This is a genomic window from Pseudomonas sp. AOB-7, from assembly GCF_003696305.1.
GTDB lineage: Bacteria > Pseudomonadota > Gammaproteobacteria > Pseudomonadales > Pseudomonadaceae > Aquipseudomonas.
The window spans coordinates 126,537-143,748 of the sequence record NZ_RFFK01000004.1; the positions used below are offsets into that span (position 1 = coordinate 126,537).

The 17,212-nt window shown below is 66.0% G+C and carries 19 protein-coding genes; 6 read left to right on the forward strand and 13 right to left on the reverse strand.

The genetic code is table 11. The annotated features are described in order from the left end of the window. Positions 1-27: 27 nt before the first annotated feature. The 7 genes from EA796_RS09460 to EA796_RS09490 form a co-directional block, all read right to left on the reverse strand. Positions 28-768, reverse strand: coding sequence for a flagellar basal body rod protein FlgF (locus EA796_RS09460; protein ID WP_021443991.1), 741 nt, complete (start codon positions 766-768; stop codon positions 28-30). A 211-nt stretch (positions 769-979) separates the two neighbouring features. After that, entirely contained in the window at positions 980-2,296 is a 1,317-nt protein-coding gene (gene flgE, locus EA796_RS09465; protein ID WP_021443990.1) for a flagellar hook protein FlgE, read from the reverse strand. Between the two features lie 36 nt (positions 2,297-2,332). Beyond that, positions 2,333-2,998, reverse strand: a complete 666-nt coding sequence (gene flgD / locus EA796_RS09470; RefSeq protein ID WP_021443989.1) for a flagellar hook assembly protein FlgD — start codon at positions 2,996-2,998, stop codon at positions 2,333-2,335. A gap of 21 nt (positions 2,999-3,019) precedes the next feature. Continuing rightward, positions 3,020-3,463, reverse strand: coding sequence for a flagellar basal body rod protein FlgC (gene flgC, locus EA796_RS09475; RefSeq protein WP_021443988.1), 444 nt, complete (start codon positions 3,461-3,463; stop codon positions 3,020-3,022). Positions 3,464-3,474: 11 nt separating this feature from the next. Continuing rightward, positions 3,475-3,882, reverse strand: coding sequence for a flagellar basal body rod protein FlgB (gene flgB, locus EA796_RS09480; protein WP_122108429.1), 408 nt, complete (start codon positions 3,880-3,882; stop codon positions 3,475-3,477). A gap of 473 nt (positions 3,883-4,355) precedes the next feature. Beyond that, complete coding sequence (gene cheR / locus EA796_RS09485; protein ID WP_122108430.1) at positions 4,356-5,183, reverse strand: protein-glutamate O-methyltransferase CheR; 828 nt, start codon at positions 5,181-5,183, stop codon at positions 4,356-4,358. 43 nt (positions 5,184-5,226) lie between these two features. Beyond that, the gene (locus tag EA796_RS09490) at positions 5,227-6,159 is read right to left on the reverse strand and encodes a chemotaxis protein CheV (RefSeq protein WP_122108431.1); all 933 of its coding nucleotides are present in this window, start codon (positions 6,157-6,159) and stop codon (positions 5,227-5,229) included. 77 nt (positions 6,160-6,236) lie between these two features. Between EA796_RS09490 and flgA the strand changes: the two genes are divergently transcribed. The 4 genes from flgA (at position 6,237) to EA796_RS09510 (ending at position 8,821) form a co-directional block, all read left to right on the forward strand. Further along, a complete protein-coding gene (flgA, locus tag EA796_RS09495) occupies positions 6,237-6,995 on the forward strand; it encodes a flagellar basal body P-ring formation chaperone FlgA (protein WP_122108432.1) in 759 nt (252 codons plus the stop codon). Between the two features lie 134 nt (positions 6,996-7,129). Then, complete coding sequence (flgM, locus tag EA796_RS09500) at positions 7,130-7,465, forward strand: flagellar biosynthesis anti-sigma factor FlgM (protein WP_021443983.1); 336 nt, start codon at positions 7,130-7,132, stop codon at positions 7,463-7,465. Between the two features lie 50 nt (positions 7,466-7,515). Continuing rightward, positions 7,516-7,983, forward strand: coding sequence for a flagella synthesis protein FlgN (locus EA796_RS09505; RefSeq protein WP_122108433.1), 468 nt, complete (start codon positions 7,516-7,518; stop codon positions 7,981-7,983). Between the two features lie 88 nt (positions 7,984-8,071). Next, on the forward strand, positions 8,072-8,821 hold the full coding sequence (locus EA796_RS09510; protein WP_122108434.1) for a flagellar brake protein: 750 nt from the start codon (positions 8,072-8,074) through the stop codon (positions 8,819-8,821). Positions 8,822-8,823: 2 nt separating this feature from the next. Here EA796_RS09510 and EA796_RS09515 read toward each other — a convergent pair whose 3' ends face one another. From EA796_RS09515 to EA796_RS09530, 4 genes are all read right to left on the reverse strand, one after another. Beyond that, positions 8,824-9,447 (reverse strand): TIGR04282 family arsenosugar biosynthesis glycosyltransferase, encoded by a 624-nt coding sequence (locus tag EA796_RS09515; protein WP_122108435.1) that lies wholly within the window; start codon positions 9,445-9,447, stop codon positions 8,824-8,826. Next, on the reverse strand, positions 9,444-10,133 hold the full coding sequence (locus EA796_RS09520; protein ID WP_122108436.1) for a TIGR04283 family arsenosugar biosynthesis glycosyltransferase: 690 nt from the start codon (positions 10,131-10,133) through the stop codon (positions 9,444-9,446). The genes EA796_RS09515 and EA796_RS09520 overlap by 4 nt, the downstream gene beginning before the upstream one ends. After that, the gene (locus tag EA796_RS09525; RefSeq protein WP_122108437.1) at positions 10,130-11,437 is read right to left on the reverse strand and encodes an MFS transporter; all 1,308 of its coding nucleotides are present in this window, start codon (positions 11,435-11,437) and stop codon (positions 10,130-10,132) included. The genes EA796_RS09520 and EA796_RS09525 overlap by 4 nt, the downstream gene beginning before the upstream one ends. Before the next feature lie 79 nt (positions 11,438-11,516). Then, on the reverse strand, positions 11,517-12,758 hold the full coding sequence (locus EA796_RS09530; RefSeq protein WP_178082552.1) for a glutamine synthetase family protein: 1,242 nt from the start codon (positions 12,756-12,758) through the stop codon (positions 11,517-11,519). 380 nt (positions 12,759-13,138) lie between these two features. Between EA796_RS09530 and sstT the strand changes: the two genes are divergently transcribed. Continuing rightward, on the forward strand, positions 13,139-14,362 hold the full coding sequence (gene sstT / locus EA796_RS09535) for a serine/threonine transporter SstT (protein WP_122108439.1): 1,224 nt from the start codon (positions 13,139-13,141) through the stop codon (positions 14,360-14,362). Positions 14,363-14,519: 157 nt separating this feature from the next. After that, positions 14,520-15,278 carry a siderophore ferric iron reductase gene (locus EA796_RS09540; RefSeq protein ID WP_122108440.1) on the forward strand — a complete coding sequence of 253 codons (759 nt, stop codon included), beginning with the start codon at positions 14,520-14,522 and terminating at the stop codon, positions 15,276-15,278. 42 nt (positions 15,279-15,320) lie between these two features. Here the strand turns inward: EA796_RS09540 and EA796_RS09545 are convergent, their stop codons facing one another. Beyond that, positions 15,321-15,728 (reverse strand): TonB-dependent receptor domain-containing protein, encoded by a 408-nt coding sequence (locus tag EA796_RS09545; protein WP_158603095.1) that lies wholly within the window; start codon positions 15,726-15,728, stop codon positions 15,321-15,323. Between the two features lie 179 nt (positions 15,729-15,907). Continuing rightward, positions 15,908-17,092 (reverse strand): aromatic ring-hydroxylating dioxygenase subunit alpha, encoded by a 1,185-nt coding sequence (locus EA796_RS09550; RefSeq protein WP_021443062.1) that lies wholly within the window; start codon positions 17,090-17,092, stop codon positions 15,908-15,910. Between the last annotated feature and the right edge of the window lie 120 nt (positions 17,093-17,212).

Consider the following 17,212-nt stretch of genomic DNA (forward strand, 5'->3'; position numbering starts at 1 on the left):
CAGATTCATGGCGCCGCGTGCTGATAATTAGCTAATTTGCAAAACCCGCGCCATGGACGAGGCGTTGTCCTCGGCGGTGCGCATCATCTTCACTTGCAGCTCGAACTGGCGTGACAGCGAGAGGATCGCGGTCATCTCCTCGACGGCGTTGACGTTGCTCGACTCGAGAAAGCCGGAGGTCACCTGCACCAGGGCATCGGCCGGCGCCGCGGCCTGGCCCTTGACCCGGATCAGGCCGTCGCTGCCCTTCTCCAGCGACTTGGGATCGGGGTTGACCAGCTTGATACGGTCGACCTCGGCCAGCACATTGGGGTCCTCGCCGAGGGCGCGAATGCTGATGGTGCCGTCCTGGCCGATCTCCACCTTCTGCTCCGGCGGCACGGCAATCGGCCCGGCATTGCCGATCACCGGCAAACCGTTGCCGGTGCGCAGCATGCCGAGGGCGTCGATGTTCAGGCTGGCGGTGCGCACGTAGGCCTCGCTGCCGTCGGGCGCCTGCACGGCGATCCAGCCCTTACCGCCGACCGCCACGTCCAGGTCGCGGCCGGTTTCCTGCAGCGAGCCGGGACGAAAGTCGGTGGCCGGGCGCTCGCTCATGGCGTAGACGCGCGCCGGGTAGCTGTCGCCGAACAGCGGCATGGAGCGCGCCTGCTCGAAGTCGCGACGGAAACCCGAAGTGGAGACGTTGGCCAGGTTGTTGGCGTGCGCGCGCTGCGCCAGGGTGTTGTTGTGCGCGCCGGTCATGGAGACGTACAGCAGCTTGTCCATGGTGATTCTCCGAGAGGGCCTGTTGCCCGTGGCTCTTTGCAAGCTATTCAGCAAGCGCCGTGCCAGATTCGAAAAGATCACTCAAGCAGCTGATTTAAAAGGCTTTATCAAAACAGAACGGCAATCCGGAGAACGCCGGCGGCGAGAGTTTGCCGGCGCCGGAACGGCAAAGCGGCAAGCCAGGCTTGCCGCTTTGCCGGAGCGGGTTTCATCAACGCAGGTTGATGATGGTCTGGGTGATGGCGCTTTCGGTCTCGATGGTCTTGGCGTTGGCCTGGTAGTTGCGCTGGGCGACGATCAGGTTGACCAGCTGATCGGACAGCTCGACGTTGGAGTCCTCCAGGGCGCCGGACTGCAGCGCGCCCAGGGTGCCGGCGCGCGGCGTGCCGACCACCGGCTCGCCGGACTCGAAGGACTGCACCCAGGCGGTCTTGCCCACCGGCGTCAGGCCCTGCACGTTGGCGAAGTTGGCCAGCACCACCTGTCCCTGCACCTTGGACTGGCCGTTGGTGTAACGGGCGAAGATCACCCCGGTGTCGTCGATTTCCAGGCCGGCCAGCTGGCCGGTGGTGTAGCCATCCTGGCTGACGCTGTTGACCGCGAAGGAACTGGCGAACTGGGTCGACTGGCGCAGATCGATATTGACCCCCGTCGCGTTGGCCGTCGCCCCGTTCGGCCCCCACACCGGCGGCACCGAGTTGTCCGGCGCAGCCGGCACCCAACTGCTCAGGTCGATGGTGCCGTCGGCGGCCACGGTGAAGCCGGTCGGCGTCGAGGCGATCAGCGCGGCCACGTCGAGCTGGCCGGCGGTGGTGAACTGCAGATCGACGCTGGACGGCGTGGTCAGGGTCGGATCGTCCGGATTGCGCCCATCGATCAGCACGTTCATGGTCCAGCTGTTGGCCCCGGTCTTGACGAAGTACTGGGTGAAGACGTGGGCGTTGCCCTGAGTATCGTAGATGTTGGTCGAGGTGGACGAGTTGTAGCTGGTCGGATCAGTCGGGTCGAACGGCACGGTGGTCGGCACGGTATTGTTCGAGTTGAGGTTGAAGGTCTGATCCAGGTTGGCGGTGGCGCGCGGCTCCTGGTTGGTGGTCTGGATACGAATGTCGTTGACCACACCGTTTTGCAGGTTGCCGTTGGCATCGACCGAGTAGCCCTGCAGGCGATAGCCGAAGTTGTTCACCATGAAACCGTCGCGGTCGGTGCCGAAGTAACCGGCACGGGTGTAGCTGATCTCGCCGTTGTTGCTGGTGACGAAGAAGCCGTTGCCGTTGATCGCCAGATCCAGGGCGTTCTGCGTGTAATTGATGTTGCCCTGGTTGAACTGCTGCGAGATGTCGCCGAGCAGCACCCCGCTGCCCTGCGGGTTGGAGCCGGACCCCAGCACCGAGGCGGCATAGACATCGGCGAATTCGGCGCGCGACTGCTTGAAGCCGGCGGTGCCGGCGTTGGCGATGTTATTGCCGGTGACGTTGAGATCCTTGGTCGCGGCGCGCAGGCCGCTGAGACCAATATTGAACGACATGGAGGACTCCTTTGCCGGAACTGCCGGCGGCAATAGTTATTGGCCGATGACTTGCACTTGGGAAATCGGAACGCTGCCGAGGCCGGCGAGGTTGAGCATCAGCTCGCTGCCGCCCAGGGTGACGCTGTCGACGTTGGCCGGCAGCAGGGTGTACAGGCCCTTGGTCTCGTCGCCGTAGGTGGCCTGCGCCTCGAACTTGTAGGTGCCGGGCGGCATCAGCTTGCCGCTGGAATCCTTGCCGTCCCAGATGAAGCTGACGTTGCCGGCAGCCTGCTCGCCCAGGTTGATGCGCGTGACCACCGAGCCGGCACTGTCGTAGACGTTGACGTAGACGTTGCTGCTGCTGACCGGCAGCACCGTGCTGGCCTTGAAGCTCTCGCTGGTATCGACCACCGCCTTCTCGCTCGGCACTATGACCTTGCGCCCGACCAGCGACGAGGCCTGCAGCGCCTGCGACGACTGATAACCGGAGAGCAGCGATTCCATGCTGGTATTGAGCTTCTCGATGCCCTCGACCTGGCTGAACTGCGCCAGCTGGGCGATGAACTCGCCGTTGCCTTGCGGCTCCAGCGGATTCTGGTTGTTCAACTGGGCCACCAGCAGGTTGAGGAACTCGTTCTTGCCGAGTTCCTTGTTCTGCGTGGTGTCCTGCTTGATCTGGTACTGATCCAGTACCGAACTGGTGCCGCTGACTGTGCTCATGCCTGACTCCCTTTCGCTGACTTACTGACCCAGGGTCAGCACGCGCTGCAGCATCTGTTTGGCGGTATTCATCATTTCCACGTTGGTCTGGAAGGCGCGACTGGCGGAAATCATGTCGGCCATCTCCTCGACCACGTTGACGTTGGGGTAGTACACGTAGCCGCCGGCGTCCGCCGCCGGATGATCCGGCTCGTAGCGCGGCATCAGGCTGCTCTGGTCCTCGACCACGCCGAGCACCTGCACGCCACGGCCGGCCTCGTCCTGCTCGGCGAACAGCGAACCCCGGTCGCCGCCCTGCGCCTGCTGGAACACGGTGGCGAACACCGGATGGCGGGCGCGGTAGGTCTGGTCGATGCTTGAGGACACCGTTTCGGCGTTGGCGATGTTGCTGGAGATGGTATTGAGGCGCGTGCTCTGCGCGCTCATGCCGGTTCCGGCGATATTGAAGACACTGGCAAGGGACATGGTCGCGCTCCTTATTCGCCGCGCAGGGCGCTGGTCAGCCCTTTGAACTTGCTGTTGAGGAAGGTGAAGCTGGCCTGAAAATGCACCGAGTTCTCGGCGTAGTTCGACTGCTCCATCTGCAGGTCGACGGTGTTCTGGTCCAGCGAGGCATGCAGCGGCGTGCGATAGGCCAGCTCGGCCTGGCCGGTGGCGATGCCCTCGGCGCCGATATGGCGGCCGTCGGTGCGCGCCAGGGCAACGTTGCCGCGCTGCTGCTTGGCGCTCTGCGCGGCCAGCACGCTGGCGAAGTCGAGGTCGCGCGCCTTGTAGTTGGGGGTATCGGCGTTGGCGATGTTGTTGGCCAACACCTCGGCACGCTGGGCGCGGAAGCCGAGTGCCTGTTCGTGGATACCGAGGGCCTTGCCGAAATTGATGCTCATGCTCTGCAACCTTTGCCGCTGGGGCAGTCTGGTCTTTCCTGCCAGACATTCAGCAAAGCTTGTGCCAACTAATAAATCACTTATAAATCAGTTAGTTAAACAAATAACGAGACGACGCAAGCGGCAAAGCGGCAAGCCCTTACCGCCCGTAGGCAAGCGAGCGGCAAAGGCCGTTCGACTGTTTGCCGCCCGGCGGTGATGCCGGGGAGCGGCCTCGATCACCAATGGACAGATCGAATGGCGCCCGCGAAAACCGAGGAGCCCGGATGCGATTGCCGGCCAGGGAAGCCCCACCGGGTTGCCTTGAGGCCACGGAAGGTTCGGGAGAGTGGAAGTCGCCGCTGACGCGCCTCCCACGGGGTGCCGCCTCGGCGCAACGGGGTCCGGACAGCGGGCAGGCGAGATCCCCAGGCCAGGAAACGCAAACGGGAGGCCTAGGCCTCCCGCTCTGCTCCCCTGACGTGATCGCGCCGCTACTTGGCCTTATAGATGATGCCCGGACTGCACTGCACCATCTGGTACTTCTCGGGCAGGCCGTTGAGCGCCTCGGACGCACCGAGGAACAGGTAGCCACCCGGCTTGAGCGTGGCATGGATGCGCGTGAGGATGTCTTTCTTCACCTCGGCGGAGAAGTAGATCAGCACGTTGCGGCAGAACACGATGTCGAACTTGCCCAGCGCCGCGTAGCTGTCCAGCAGGTTGAGCGGGCGAAACTCGACGCGGTTCTTGATCGGCGCCTTGACCTGCCAGCGGCCCGGCCCCTTGGGGTCGAAATAACGCTGCAGGCGCTCCTGGGCCAGGCCGCGGCCCATGGCCAGGCTGTCGTACTCGCCGGACTTGCAGTTGGCCAGCATCGACGGCGACAGGTCAGTGGCGACGATCTGCACCCCGCCCTTGAGCTGGCCGATATTGGTCCGCTCGAACTCGTCGATCGACATCGACAGCGAATAGGGCTCCTGCCCAGACGAACAGGCCGCCGACCAGATGCGCAGGCGCTGCGCCGGATAGGCCTTGATCAACTCCGGCAGCACCCGATTCTTCAGCACCTCGAAGGGGTAGGTGTCGCGAAACCACAGGGTTTCGTTGGTGGTCATGGCATCGACCACCTGCTCGCGCAGGCCGCTGCGCGGCTGGTTCTGCATGCGCTGCACCAGCTCGCCCAGGGTCTTGATGCCGTTCTGTTCCATCAGCTTGTTCAGACGGCTGGAGACCAGGTACTGCTTGTTGCTGCCCAGCAGAATACCGCAGGCCTTTTCCAGGAAAGTCCGGAACTGCTCGAAATCCAAATTACCTGAAGACACTAGTGCCGCCTCACCGACCATAACATTCGCCGAAGGTCACCCCTCAGCCCCCATCCGCCACGCGAATCCGCTCGACCACCCTAGAGGCCAGGTCGTCCGGCTTGAACTTGGCGAGGAAATCGTCCGCGCCGACCTTCTTCACCATCGCCTGGTTGAATACCCCGGACAGCGAAGTATGCAGGAGGATATGCAGCTTCTGCATGCGCGGATCGCTGCGAATCTCGGTGGTCAGGGTATAGCCGTCCATCTCCGGCATCTCGATGTCGGAAATCAGCATCAGCAACTCCTCGTCGGGGCGCTGACCCTCGTCGGCCATCTGCTTGAGGTAATTGAGCGCCTCGCGGCCGTCGTTCAGCGCGGTGACCTCCACGCCCACGGTCTGCAGGCAGCGCGACACCTGTTTGCGCGCCACCGAGGAGTCGTCGACGATCAGCACGTGCTTGGTTACCGCACTGCTCTGCACCTGCTCGTCGATCACCCCGGCGGAGATCACCTCGGAGGTGGGTGCCACCTCGGCGAGAATCTTCTCCACGTCGATGATCTCCACCAGCTGCTGGTCGAGGCGGGTCACCGCGGTCAGGTAGTGGTCGCGCCCGGCGCCCTTGGGTGGCGGATGGATCTCCTCCCAGTTCATGTTGACGATGCGTTCCACCGAGCGCACCAGGAAGCCCTGCACCTTGGTGTTGTACTCGGTGATGATCACGAAGCTGGTCTTGAGGTCTTCAAGGGCCGCCCGCCCGGTGGCGATGGACAGGTCGAGAATCGGAATGGTGCCGCCGCGGATATTGGCCACCCCGCGCACCACCGGGCTGGACTTGGGCATGATGGTGAGGTTGGGGCACTGCAGCACCTCCTTCACCTTGAACACGTTGATGCCATACAACTGCGGGCCCTCCAGGCGGAACAGCAGCAACTCCAAGCGGTTCTGCCCTACCAGTTGGGTGCGCTGGTTAACCGAATCCATCAACCCGGCCATGCCCGGACTCCTTCTCGTCTAGTAACGCCAACCCCTTGCAGCCTAGCAGGCGGCACGGGGCTTGCTTTGCATTGGTCATGAAGCCAAGAACGTCATCATTCCGTCAGCTGCTGGCAAAGTGCCTGGGCGCCCTGCCCGTTTTACTCGCTTTGCCAGTGATCGGCTACAGCGGCAGCGCTGCGGCGGCCTTCACCAGTACCGACCAGCTTATCGGCGCCACCGAGGCCTTTCTTGAGCAGGCCGTGGTCGACCATTTACAGCGTAGCGAAATCCAGGGCCGCCATGAGATCCAGGTCAGTCGACTCGACCCGCGGCTGCGCCTGCCTCTGTGCGACCAGCCTTTGACTACGCAGCTCGAGAGCCCGGCACACCCCATTGGACGCGTCACCACGCGGGTACGCTGCGAAGGCAGCGCGCCCTGGACCGTGTTCGTGCCGGCCGAGGTGCGCCTGTTTCGCCAGGTGGCGGTGCTGACCCGCCCGCTCAAACGCATGAGCGTGGTCGGCGCCGCCGACCTGAGTATGGTCGAGCGCGACGTCGGCCAGCTCCGTCAGGGCTACCTAACCGATCCGGCCCAGGCGATCGGCAAGAAATTGACGCGCCAGCTGGGCAGCAACCAGGTCCTGGCGCCGAACCACCTGCAGGTGGCCGAGGCGATCCGTCGCGGCGACCAGGTGGTGATCAGCGCCAGCAGCGGCACGATCAACGTACGCATGCCCGGCGAAGCGCTCAGCGACGGCGCTCCCGGCCAGCAGATCAACGTGCGCAACCTGCGTTCGCAACGGGTGGTGCGCGCCCGCGTGATCGGGCCCGGACAAGTGCAAGTGGCCATGTAGGCATGTTTCTTGTAGCGCAACAGCCAGGCGATTTCCTACACTGTTTAACGACGCAGCGAAAATAGCCCTAAAGTTTTACCGGCAGCGGCCGAAAGCTTGGCAAGCGTCCACCATATCGTCCGAGGTTCTGCATCATGGTCATCGACTTCAACCGGCTGAACAATGCCAATACGCCCGCCAACGCGGGGCGTACCGGCGCGACTCAGGCTGGCAATCGCAACGAGCCGGCAACGCCGACTCAGGCGCCGGTCGCCGGCGGCGATGAGCAGAACACCGCCAAGACCGGCGAGCCGGTACAGCTGAGCCGCGAGGCGCAGCAGCTGCAGAAGATCGGCGAGAAGCTGCGCGACCAGCCGATCGTCAACAAGGAGCGCGTGGCCCAGCTGAAACAGGCGATTGCCGACGGCAGCTACCAGGTCGACAGTCAGCGCGTCGCCGAAAAACTGCTCAACTTCGAATCCCAGCGCTAGTCCCAGGGCTGCGCTGGGGGTGTTGGACGCCCGACCCCCAAGAGCCCGCCATGCACGACACTGCCCTGCTTGACCTGTTCACCACCGATATCGGCACCGCCGAGCAATTGCTTGAGCTGATCGATGCCGAATTCCAGGCCCTGACCGAGCGCGACCTGCCGCGCCTGGACAGCCTGCTCAGCGACAAACAACCCCTGCTCGCCCTGCTCCAGCAGCACGGCGGCGAGCGCAGTCGCCTGCTCCTGGCCGCCGGCCTGAGCGCCGACCGCGACGGCCTCGGCGCACTGGCGGCAGGCTCCGCGCTGGGCGAACAGTTGCTGGCACGCAGCGAAGCGCTGTCCGCCCTGCTGCAGCGCTGCCAGGAGGCCAACCTGCGCAACGGCCGACTGATCCGCGCCAACCAGGCCTCGGTCGGCAGCATCCTCGGCATCCTCCGCGGCGGTGAGACGCCGGGGCTCTATGACAGCAGTGGCAGTGCGGCTAGAATCGCCCAGCAAAGGCCACTCAGCCAGGCCTGAGCCACCACAAGAAAAAGCACAGGGACACGCAGGCACTCTGCCAGTATTCTAGTGCCGTTGTAGTCGATGACTCGGAGAGTTCCGAACTGTGTCCAGCGCGTTCAACGAGGAAAATGGTCCTCAGCCGCCCAAGGTGCTCAAGGCACCCGTGGAAATCATTGCCACCCTGCGCCAACTGCAACAGAACCACGACCCGCTGGTGATCCAGTTCAAGGATCGCAGCCAGCGATTCCAGAGCTACCTGGTGGAAATCGACCGCGAGCGCAACCGCGTGGCGCTGGATGAAATCATTCCCAACGATGGCGAACGCTTCCTCAAGCAGGGCGAAGCCTTCAGCGTCGAGGCCTACCGTGAGGGCGTGCGCGTGGCCTGGAGCTGCGAGCACGACGTGCAACTGGGTGAGTTCGAGGGGGCGCCCTGCTACTGGGCGCCGCTGCCGCAGGAGGTGATCTATCACCAGCGCCGCAGCGCCTACCGCGCGCCGCTCAAGCAGAGCGACCTGATCAAGGTGGTGCTGGCCGGCGACAAGCTGCGCGAACCGCTGCCCGGCCAGTTGCTGGACATCTCCGCCACCGGCTGCAAGCTGCGCTTTGCCGGCGACCTCAGCCAGCAATTGCACAACGGCCAGGTGCACGAGCGCCTCACCGCCCAACTGCCGTTCGGCGCCATGACCTGCGCGGTGGAGCTGCGCCACGTGCAGTACGAGGAGAAGATCGACATGACCTTCGTCGGCACCCGCTTCTACCGCATGAGCGGTCTGGAGCAACGCCAGGTCGAGCGCTTCGTCTACCAGCTGCAGCGCGAAGCGCGGCGCAGCGAGAGCGACGGCCTGTTCTAAGGTCAGTGCACCAGGTTGCGCCAGCGCTGATCCAGCTCCGCCAGGCGCGCCAGATCCTGCGGCCGGTCCACGTCCCATAGCGTCGGCAACAACAGATGCGGCCAGGCCAGGCGCTGTAGGCACTCGCGGGTGCGCGCCAGCACCTGATCGCCGCCCCAGGGCATGTTCTCGAACAGGCTGTGATCGAGGCTGCGCAGGCCCAGCAGCACGTAGCCGCCGTCCTCCGCCGGGCCAAGCACCGCACGGTGCTCGTCCAGTGCCGCACAGGCCTGCTGCAGGTAGGCGCCGTCGAGCGCCGGACAATCGTTGCCGATCAGCACCACGCCGTCGTGCTCGGCCAGGCCGAGCGCCGCGATACGCCGCATGCGCTCGCCGAGGTCGCCGGCCGGCTGCTCCACCAGCACCCAGTCCTGGCGCTCGGCCAACTGCTGCAAGGGCCGGTCGGCATCGCCGTCCAGCCACAGGAAACGCTGCTCGAAGGCCAGCGGCGGCAGGGCCAGGGTCTGTTCCAGCAGCGCCCGCTGCAGGCGGCTGGCGCCCTCCTCGCCCAATGTCGGAATCAGGCGCGTCTTCACCCGTCCGGGGACGGGTGCGCGCGCCAGCAGGTGGAGTGACAGCGTAGTCATCGTCGTGCTCCTCCTCGGTAACGGCCAGCCAGCAGCTCCGGGCTGACCCCGCGGTAGTAGGCCAAGCGCAGACGCCACATCAACCAGACCGTGCGCCAGGTTCCATGTTGCTCCCAACGCCGGCTCGACGTCGAGAGCGGCGGGCGCAGGCAACGCGGCCGGGCCACGCGCCTGAGCCGCCGGCACAGCTCGAGGTCTTCCATCAGCGGGATGTCGGCATAGCCGCCGAGCGACTCGAACAGCTCGCGGCGCACGAAGATGCCCTGATCGCCGCTGGCGATGCCGGTCAGGCGCGAACGCAGGTTGATCATCTGGCCGATCAACCATAGCGATGGGCCAGCGCCCGACAGGCGTAGATCGAAACGCCCCCAGCCCGGCTCATCGACCAGCGCCTGCTGCAACGCGGCCAGGCAAGCCGGGCTCAGCCGGGTGTCGGCATGCAGGAACCACAGGTAGTCGCCGCCGGCCTGCGCCGCGCCGGCGTTCATCTGCCGCGCCCGACCGGGCGGGCTGTGCAGCAGGCGGTCGACCCGCGCGGCCGCCAATTGCGGCGTGCCGTCGCGGCTGCCGCCGTCGACCAGGATCAATTCGGCGCCGGCACTGCGCAGCGTGCGCAGATCCTCGAGCAACGCCGGCAGCGCCGCGGCCTCGTCCAGCGCCGGGATGACGACGCTGAGACGGCTCATGGCGTCGCCCGTGGCGCCTCCGCCGGCTCCTCTGGCGCCGCGACAGGGTCCTGCATCTGCTCCTGCACGGTCTGCTCGTCGACCCGCGGATCGAGCGCTGCCATCAGTGGCGAGCCGGCCACATTGGCCGGGCTGCCCAGGTGATGCAGCGGCGCGTCCTCGACCTGATGCAGGTGAGTGACCACCTCGGGACGGATGCGCCAGACCAGGATCAGCGTGCAGCAGCAGACGAACACGTAGAGCATGTGGGCGCCATAGAGGCGCATCAGCACCCCCGCCAACAGCGGGCCGATACAGGCGCCGACGCCGAAGGTCACCAGCAGCATGGCGGTCAGCGACACCCGCCGCTCCGGCTCGACGTGGTCGTTGGCCAGCGCCACCCCCAGCGGGTAAAGACTGAACAGCATCAGGCTGACCACGAAGCCGATACCGATCAGCGGCAGCAGCGTCACCTGCTGCAGCAGCGCCAGCGGCAACGCGGCGAGCAGCAGCAGTGCGGCGCAACCGCGGATCAGCCGTACCCGGTCGCGTCGGTCCGACAGCCAGCCCAGCGGCCACTGCACCAGCAGGCCAGCGAGGATGCAGCTGCCCATGAACAGGCCGACCTGCTCGGTACTCAGGCCCATGCGCGTGGCATAGAGTGGCGCCAGGCCATAGAAGGCCCCGATCAGCAGCCCGGCCACGGCCACGGTGGTCAGCGACAGCGGCACCCGGCTGAGGAAGAAGCGCAGCTCCAGCGGCGCCGGGTGCAGCGGTGCCGGGTGCAGGCGCCGGGTCAGCGCCACCGGCACCAGGCACAGGGCGAAGCACAGGGCCACCAGCATCAGCAGTTCCGGGCCCAGGGTCGGGTGCACCACCAGCACCAGCTGGCCGAGGATCAGCCCCAGATAGCAGGCCGCCATATAGCCGCTGAACACCAGGCCGCGCTGGCTGGCCTCGGCCTGCTCGTTGAGCCAGCTCTCGATCACCATGTACTGGCACATCATGCCCAGGCCCACCAGCATGCGCAGCAGCAGCCAGAACGGCAGCCACTCCACCAGGCCATGGCCGAGCACCGCGGCGGTGACCACCCCGGCGCAGGCGACGTAGGCGCGGATATGCCCGACCCGGGCGATCAGCCGATGGCCCTGCTTGCCGCCGAGCACCAGGCCGAAATAGTTGGCCGCCATCAGCGCGCCGACCCACAGGCCGTCCACCGTGTCGGCCAGGCGCAGGGCCAGGTAGGTGCTGAGCAGGCCGGAGCCGAGCAGCATCAGCAAGGTGGCGAAGTACAGCGAACGGAAGGACTTCCAGATCGGGCGCATGAACGGCTACGGCTCCTTGTGCGGGGCGCGCCCGGCAGGGCGCGCGGTACTGCGCGAATACATAGGGAGCGGCGGCCGGTCAGGCCTGCGCGGCCAGCACGCGGCGCTCCCAGGGGGTGATTTCATCGTAGAAGCTGGTCAGCTCCAGGGTCTTGCTGGCGATGTAACCTTCGATGAATTCCGCACCGAACAGTTCGACCGCCAACTCGCTGCGTTTCAGACGCTCGATGGCGGCGTGCATGGTACAGGGTAGCGCCAATTCGTCGGGCACCTCGAACTCGCCCTGGATCGGCGCGCTCGGCTGCAGCTCGCGCTCCAGACCGTGCAACCCGGCGGCCAGGCTGGCGGCCAGGGCCAGATAGGGGTTGGCATCGGCGCCCGGCAGGCGGTTCTCCACCCGCCGCGCCACCGGCGCACTGGCCGGGATGCGCAGGCCGGCGGCGCGGTTGTCCGCCGACCAGCAGGCATTGTTCGGCGAGGCATAGGGATGGCACAGGCGCTGGTAGGAATTCACATGGGGGGCGAACAGCAGGGTGAAATCGGCCAGCGCCGCCTGCTGACCGCCGATGAAGTGATAAAAGGCCGCCGTCGCCTCGCCGTCGTCGGCGCTGAAGATATCGCGCCCGCTGCCCCGCTCCACCACGCTCTGGTGGATATGCATGGAACTGCCCGGGGTATGCGCCAGCGGCTTGGCCATGCACACCACGCTGAGACCGTGCTTGAGCCCGACCTCCTTGAGCAGGTGCTTGAACAGCAGGGTCTGGTCGGCCAGTTGCAACGCATCGCCGTGCAGCAGGTTGATCTCGAACTGGCTGACGCCCATCTCGTGCATGAAGGTGTCGCGCGGCAGGCCGAGCGCCGCCATGCAGCGGTAGACCTCGGCGAAGAAGGGGCGCAGGCCGTTGCCGGAGCTGACGCTGAACGCCGCACCGCCATCCTCGCGGCGGCCGTCCAGACCGACCGGCGGCTGGAACGGCTGCAGCGGATCGGCATTCGCCGCGAACACGAAGAACTCCAGCTCGGTGGCCACCACCGGCTGCCAGCCATGCTCGGCGTAGCGCGCCAGCACGCGCTTGAGCAGGCCGCGGGTGGACAGGCCACTGCTGCGTCCGTCCAGTTCGTCGGCGTCGCAGATGGCCAGCGCGCGCGGCGGCTCGCTCCAGGGCAGGCGGTGGATCTGCGTCGGCACGGCGTTGAGCGCCAGGTCGCCGTCGTCGCCGCCGTAGAAACGCGCCGGCGGGTAGCCGCCCATGATGCACTGCAGCAGCACGCCGCGGGCCAGTTGCAGCCGCCGCCCTTCGAGGAAGCCGGCGGCGGTCATCACCTTGCCGCGCGGCACGCCGTTGAGGTCCGGGGTCACGCACTCGATTTCGTCGATGCCGCGCAGGAGGGTTTCCAGTGCAGGGCAGCTGGCAGTGCTCATCTGTGGTTGTCCTTGTGTGCTCGAATACCGTCGGCCGACGGCGAGATGGACAAAATACGCAGCGGATGTTCGATATTTCAAGCACTCGCTGCTTGCCGAGATGCGACACCGGCTTGCACCCTGTCGCCCTGATCGCCCCGCCGCGGTCGACGCCCGCTGCGACTGTGCTAGAGTCGCGCGCTATTTTTTCCGCCGAGCCTCTCGCGCCCGGCCGGAAGCCCTGTCGCCCGGGGCCCAGCGCCACTTGTGGCGCGGCCCAGCAACCAGAGACTCCCGCGATGTCCGAAGCCATTCACCCTGCCCTGCAGCTGCTCAACCGCACCAGCCTGGTGATGCAGATTTTCATCGGCCTGCTGGCCGGTATCGTCCTCGCCCTGATCGCCCCGCAGGCGGCGCTGTCCGTCGGCTTCGTCGGCAACGTATTCGTCTCGGCGCTGAAAGCGGTGGCGCCGGTACTGGTGTTCATTCTGGTGATGTCGTCCATCGCCAACCACCAGCACGGCCAGCAGACCCATATCCGCCCGATCCTGCTGATGTACCTGATCGGCACCTTCAGCGCCGCGCTGGTGGCGGTGGTGGCCAGCTTCGCCTTCCCCTCGGCGCTGGTGCTGAGCAGCCAGGCCGCCGAACTGACGCCCCCCGGCGGCATCGGCGAGGTGCTCAAGACCCTGCTGCTGAATATCGTCGACAATCCGGTGAATGCGGTGCTCAAAGGTAACTTCATCGGCATCCTGGCCTGGGCCATCGGCCTCGGCTTCGCCTTCCGCCATGCCAGCACCGGCAGCAAGCAGCTGCTGGGCGATCTGTCCGATGGCGTCACCGCCATCGTCAAGCTGGTGATCCGCCTGGCGCCGCTGGGCATCTTCGGCCTGGTCGCCGCGACCCTGGCCGAATCCGGCTTCGATGCCCTGCTCGGCTACCTGCACCTGCTGGTGGTGCTGGTCGGCTGCATGCTGCTGGTGGCGCTGCTGGTCAACCCGGTGCTGGTGTACTGGAAGATCCGCCGCAACCCCTACCCGCTGGTGTTCACCTGCCTGCGCGAGAGCGGCCTGACCGCCTTCTTCACCCGCAGCTCGGCGGCCAACATCCCGGTCAACCTGCAGCTGAGCCAGCGCCTGGGCCTGCACGAGGAAACCTACTCGGTGTCGATCCCGCTGGGCGCCACCATCAACATGGCCGGCGCGGCGATTACCATCACCATCCTGACCATGGCCGCGGTGCATACCCTGGGCATCGCCGTCGACCTGCCGACCGCCCTGCTGCTCAGCGTGCTGGCCTCGATCAGCGCCTGCGGCGCCTCGGGCGTGGCCGGCGGCTCGCTGCTGCTGATCCCGCTGGCCTGCAGCCTGTTCGGCATCCCCAACGAGGTGGCGATGCAGGTGGTGGCCATCGGCTTCATCATCGGCATCGTCCAGGACTCGGCGGAAACCGCGCTGAACTCCTCCACCGACGTGCTGTTCACCGCCGCCGCATGCATGGCGCAGGAGCGCAGCGACGGCTGATCGCCGACGCGTATCACGGCAAGAGGCCCACCCAGCGTGGGCCTCTTGCTTACCAATGAAACATATTCCTAATTGCTAATTTGTATCATTAGCAATGTCCTGCTAGATTCCCTGCCACCGCCCCGAACCATTCGCGAAGCTGCAGGGTTTCACCTTCATGTCCGATGCCTCTGGCGACCTCGCCGCGCTGCTTACCACCCTGCGCGCCACTGTCCCTGCCCTACACGGCCGTATCGGCACGCCAAGCCCCGATCAGCTGCAGTGCGCTAGCCCAGGCAACCCGCAACGGATCGCCGCGTTGCACGCGCACTGGCAACGCGCCCACCCCGGCGCCGGCCGCCACTACTGGACCACCCGCAGTTGGACCCTGCTGATCTGGCAACCGATCTACCTCAGCCTGCTGGCCGTGCACCTGCAGCACCGCGCACCCTGCCTGGGACAATTGGGGCAATCGGTCTGCGACGGCTTCGTCGGTGGCTTCAGCCTGCCGTCGCATAGCCCGCAGCGCGGCGAGCAGCAAGAGTTGATCGCCCTCGCCGCCGGGCAGATTGGCGATTTCGTCGAACGGCAACTGGACGAGTTCGACCGCGTCGCCAGCATCCATCCCAAGCTCGCCAGACTGTTCGCCGTCGATTGCACGCGAGCCGCGCTGCTACTGGTGCAGCGCCGGCTGGGCCTGCCCAACTCGGCGTTGCGCGAACTGGAGGCCTGCTGGCTGCGAGCGCTAGCCATGCCACGCAGCAGCGCACTGCTCGAGGTTCGCCTGGACGACGGCCGCGAGTGCCTGGCGCTGGGACGCAACGCCTGCTGCCAGCATTTTCGCCGCGAAGACGGCGAATTCTGCAGCACCTGCCCGAAGCTCAAGCCGGCGGAACGCCAGCGCCGTCTGCGCGAGGAACTGGCAAAGGTGGACTGAAGCAGCCGCCGGCCAGGCGCCGGCGGCGCTGTACAGCCTTGCTCAGTACGTCCAGCTCAGCCTCAGGGTCGCATTGCGCGACGGCGCGCAGTAGGACTGCGCCCAGTACAGGCCGGTCAGGTACTTGCGGTCGAACAGGTTGTTGACGTTGAGCGAGACATTGAAGTGCGAGTCGATGTCGTAGCGGGCCAGCGCATTGACCACGGCGTAGGAGCCCTGACGGCTGACGATGGTCGCGCCGCTGGTGGACGTGCCCTGCTCGCGGACGATCTCGCCCTGCCAATTGACGCTGCCGCCCAGCTTCAGGCCCTGCACCTGCAGCACCCGATAGGTGGTGGCGAGATACAGGCTGTTCTGCGGAATGAAGGTGCGCGTGCGGCTGCCATCGCCATCGCGAATCGAGAACAGACGAGTCAGGCCACCACTGGCCAGGCCAGTGGCGCCAGACACAGGGCCATGGCCAGTATGCGGGGGCTGCAGCTGGCGCGCAGGTGCGCCGGGTGCCGTGAGTGATACATCGCGCTCATGGGCAGACACTTTTTCTTGGTTGAGTGGGATAAGGCGTTGGCGCAGCGCAAGGAGACTGCAGTTCATCGCGGCAACCTCCATGTCGGGCCGATACGCGCGCCTCAGCGGCGCTCGGCTGCCAGGGCCTGGCCCATCACCTGGCGATACCAGCCGTGGAAATGCTGCATGCCCTCCTCCAGCGGTATCTGGTACGGGCCGCTGTCATCGATGCCGCGCTGGTACAGCGCACGCCGGCCGGCATCGGTTCGCTCAGCGATCTCGTCGTCCTCAATGGCGGTTTCCATGTAGGCGGCGCGGTGCGCCTCGACCAGCTCGCGGTTGCCCTCGCACAGCGCCTGCGGGTAGTAGAACTCGACGACGTTGAGGCACTCGTGCACGCCCTTGGGATACACGGTGGAAAGCACCAGGGCGTGGGGGAACACCTCGATCATGTGGGTCGGGTAGTAGCTGGCCCAGATGGCGCCGAAATCCGGCGCGGCATCGCCATGCACGGCCATCAGGCCTTCATGCCAGGCGCGGTAGGTATCGGTGCCGGCACGCGCCAGGTTGGGGTTCACGTTGATGCGCTGCAGGCTGTACCAGTCGCCGTAGTCCCACTGCAGCCCCTCGCTGCGCACGTAGCGGCGCAGGCCGGGATGGAAGGAGGCGATGTGGTAGTCGTCGTTGTAGATCTCGATGAAGGTTTTCCAGTTGCACTTGCACGGGTGCATCTCGACGTGGTCGAGCTGGTAGTCGGAGAAATCCATGTCCGGGCGGCGGAACAGCGCGCCGATGTCGGCGACTGGATCGCGCGGTCCCTCGAAGAGAAAGCCGGCGACGTTGTGCAGGGGGTAACGCGGCAGATTGCGGCAGGGTTTCTGCGCAAACTTCGGCGCACCGACAATCAGCCCGCTGCTGTCGTAGGTCCAGGCGTGCAGCGGGCACAGGATGCGGTTGCCGGTGGCGCGCAGATTGCCGCGGCGCACCGCACTGGCATCGCTGCCCGGGCTGAAATCGCCGAGCATCAGCGCCTGACGGTGACGGCAGACGTTGGACAGCAGCTCCACGCCATGCTCGTTGCGCACCAGGATGCGGCTGTGCTCCTCATGCGGCAGCGCGTACCAGTCGCCCAGCTCGGGCACCATCTTCTCGTGGCCGATGTAGTTGGCGCAGTGGCGGAAGATCAGCTCCTGCTCGCATTCGTAGATCGCCGGGTCGCAGTAACTGCGAATCGGCAACTGCGGCTCGGTGGGGCGAAAATCGTAGGGCGTGGCGGCAAACTGAGCGGTGCGACTGGGGTTGTACATGCTTGGCTCCTTGCAGCGAGTGCGAGGCGGACGGGCACCGGCCAGCGGAAATCGGCCTGCACCGATCCCGCCCGCGTCGGCGCAGCAACGCCTCAGGCTCTGGGCTATGACCCAATCCGG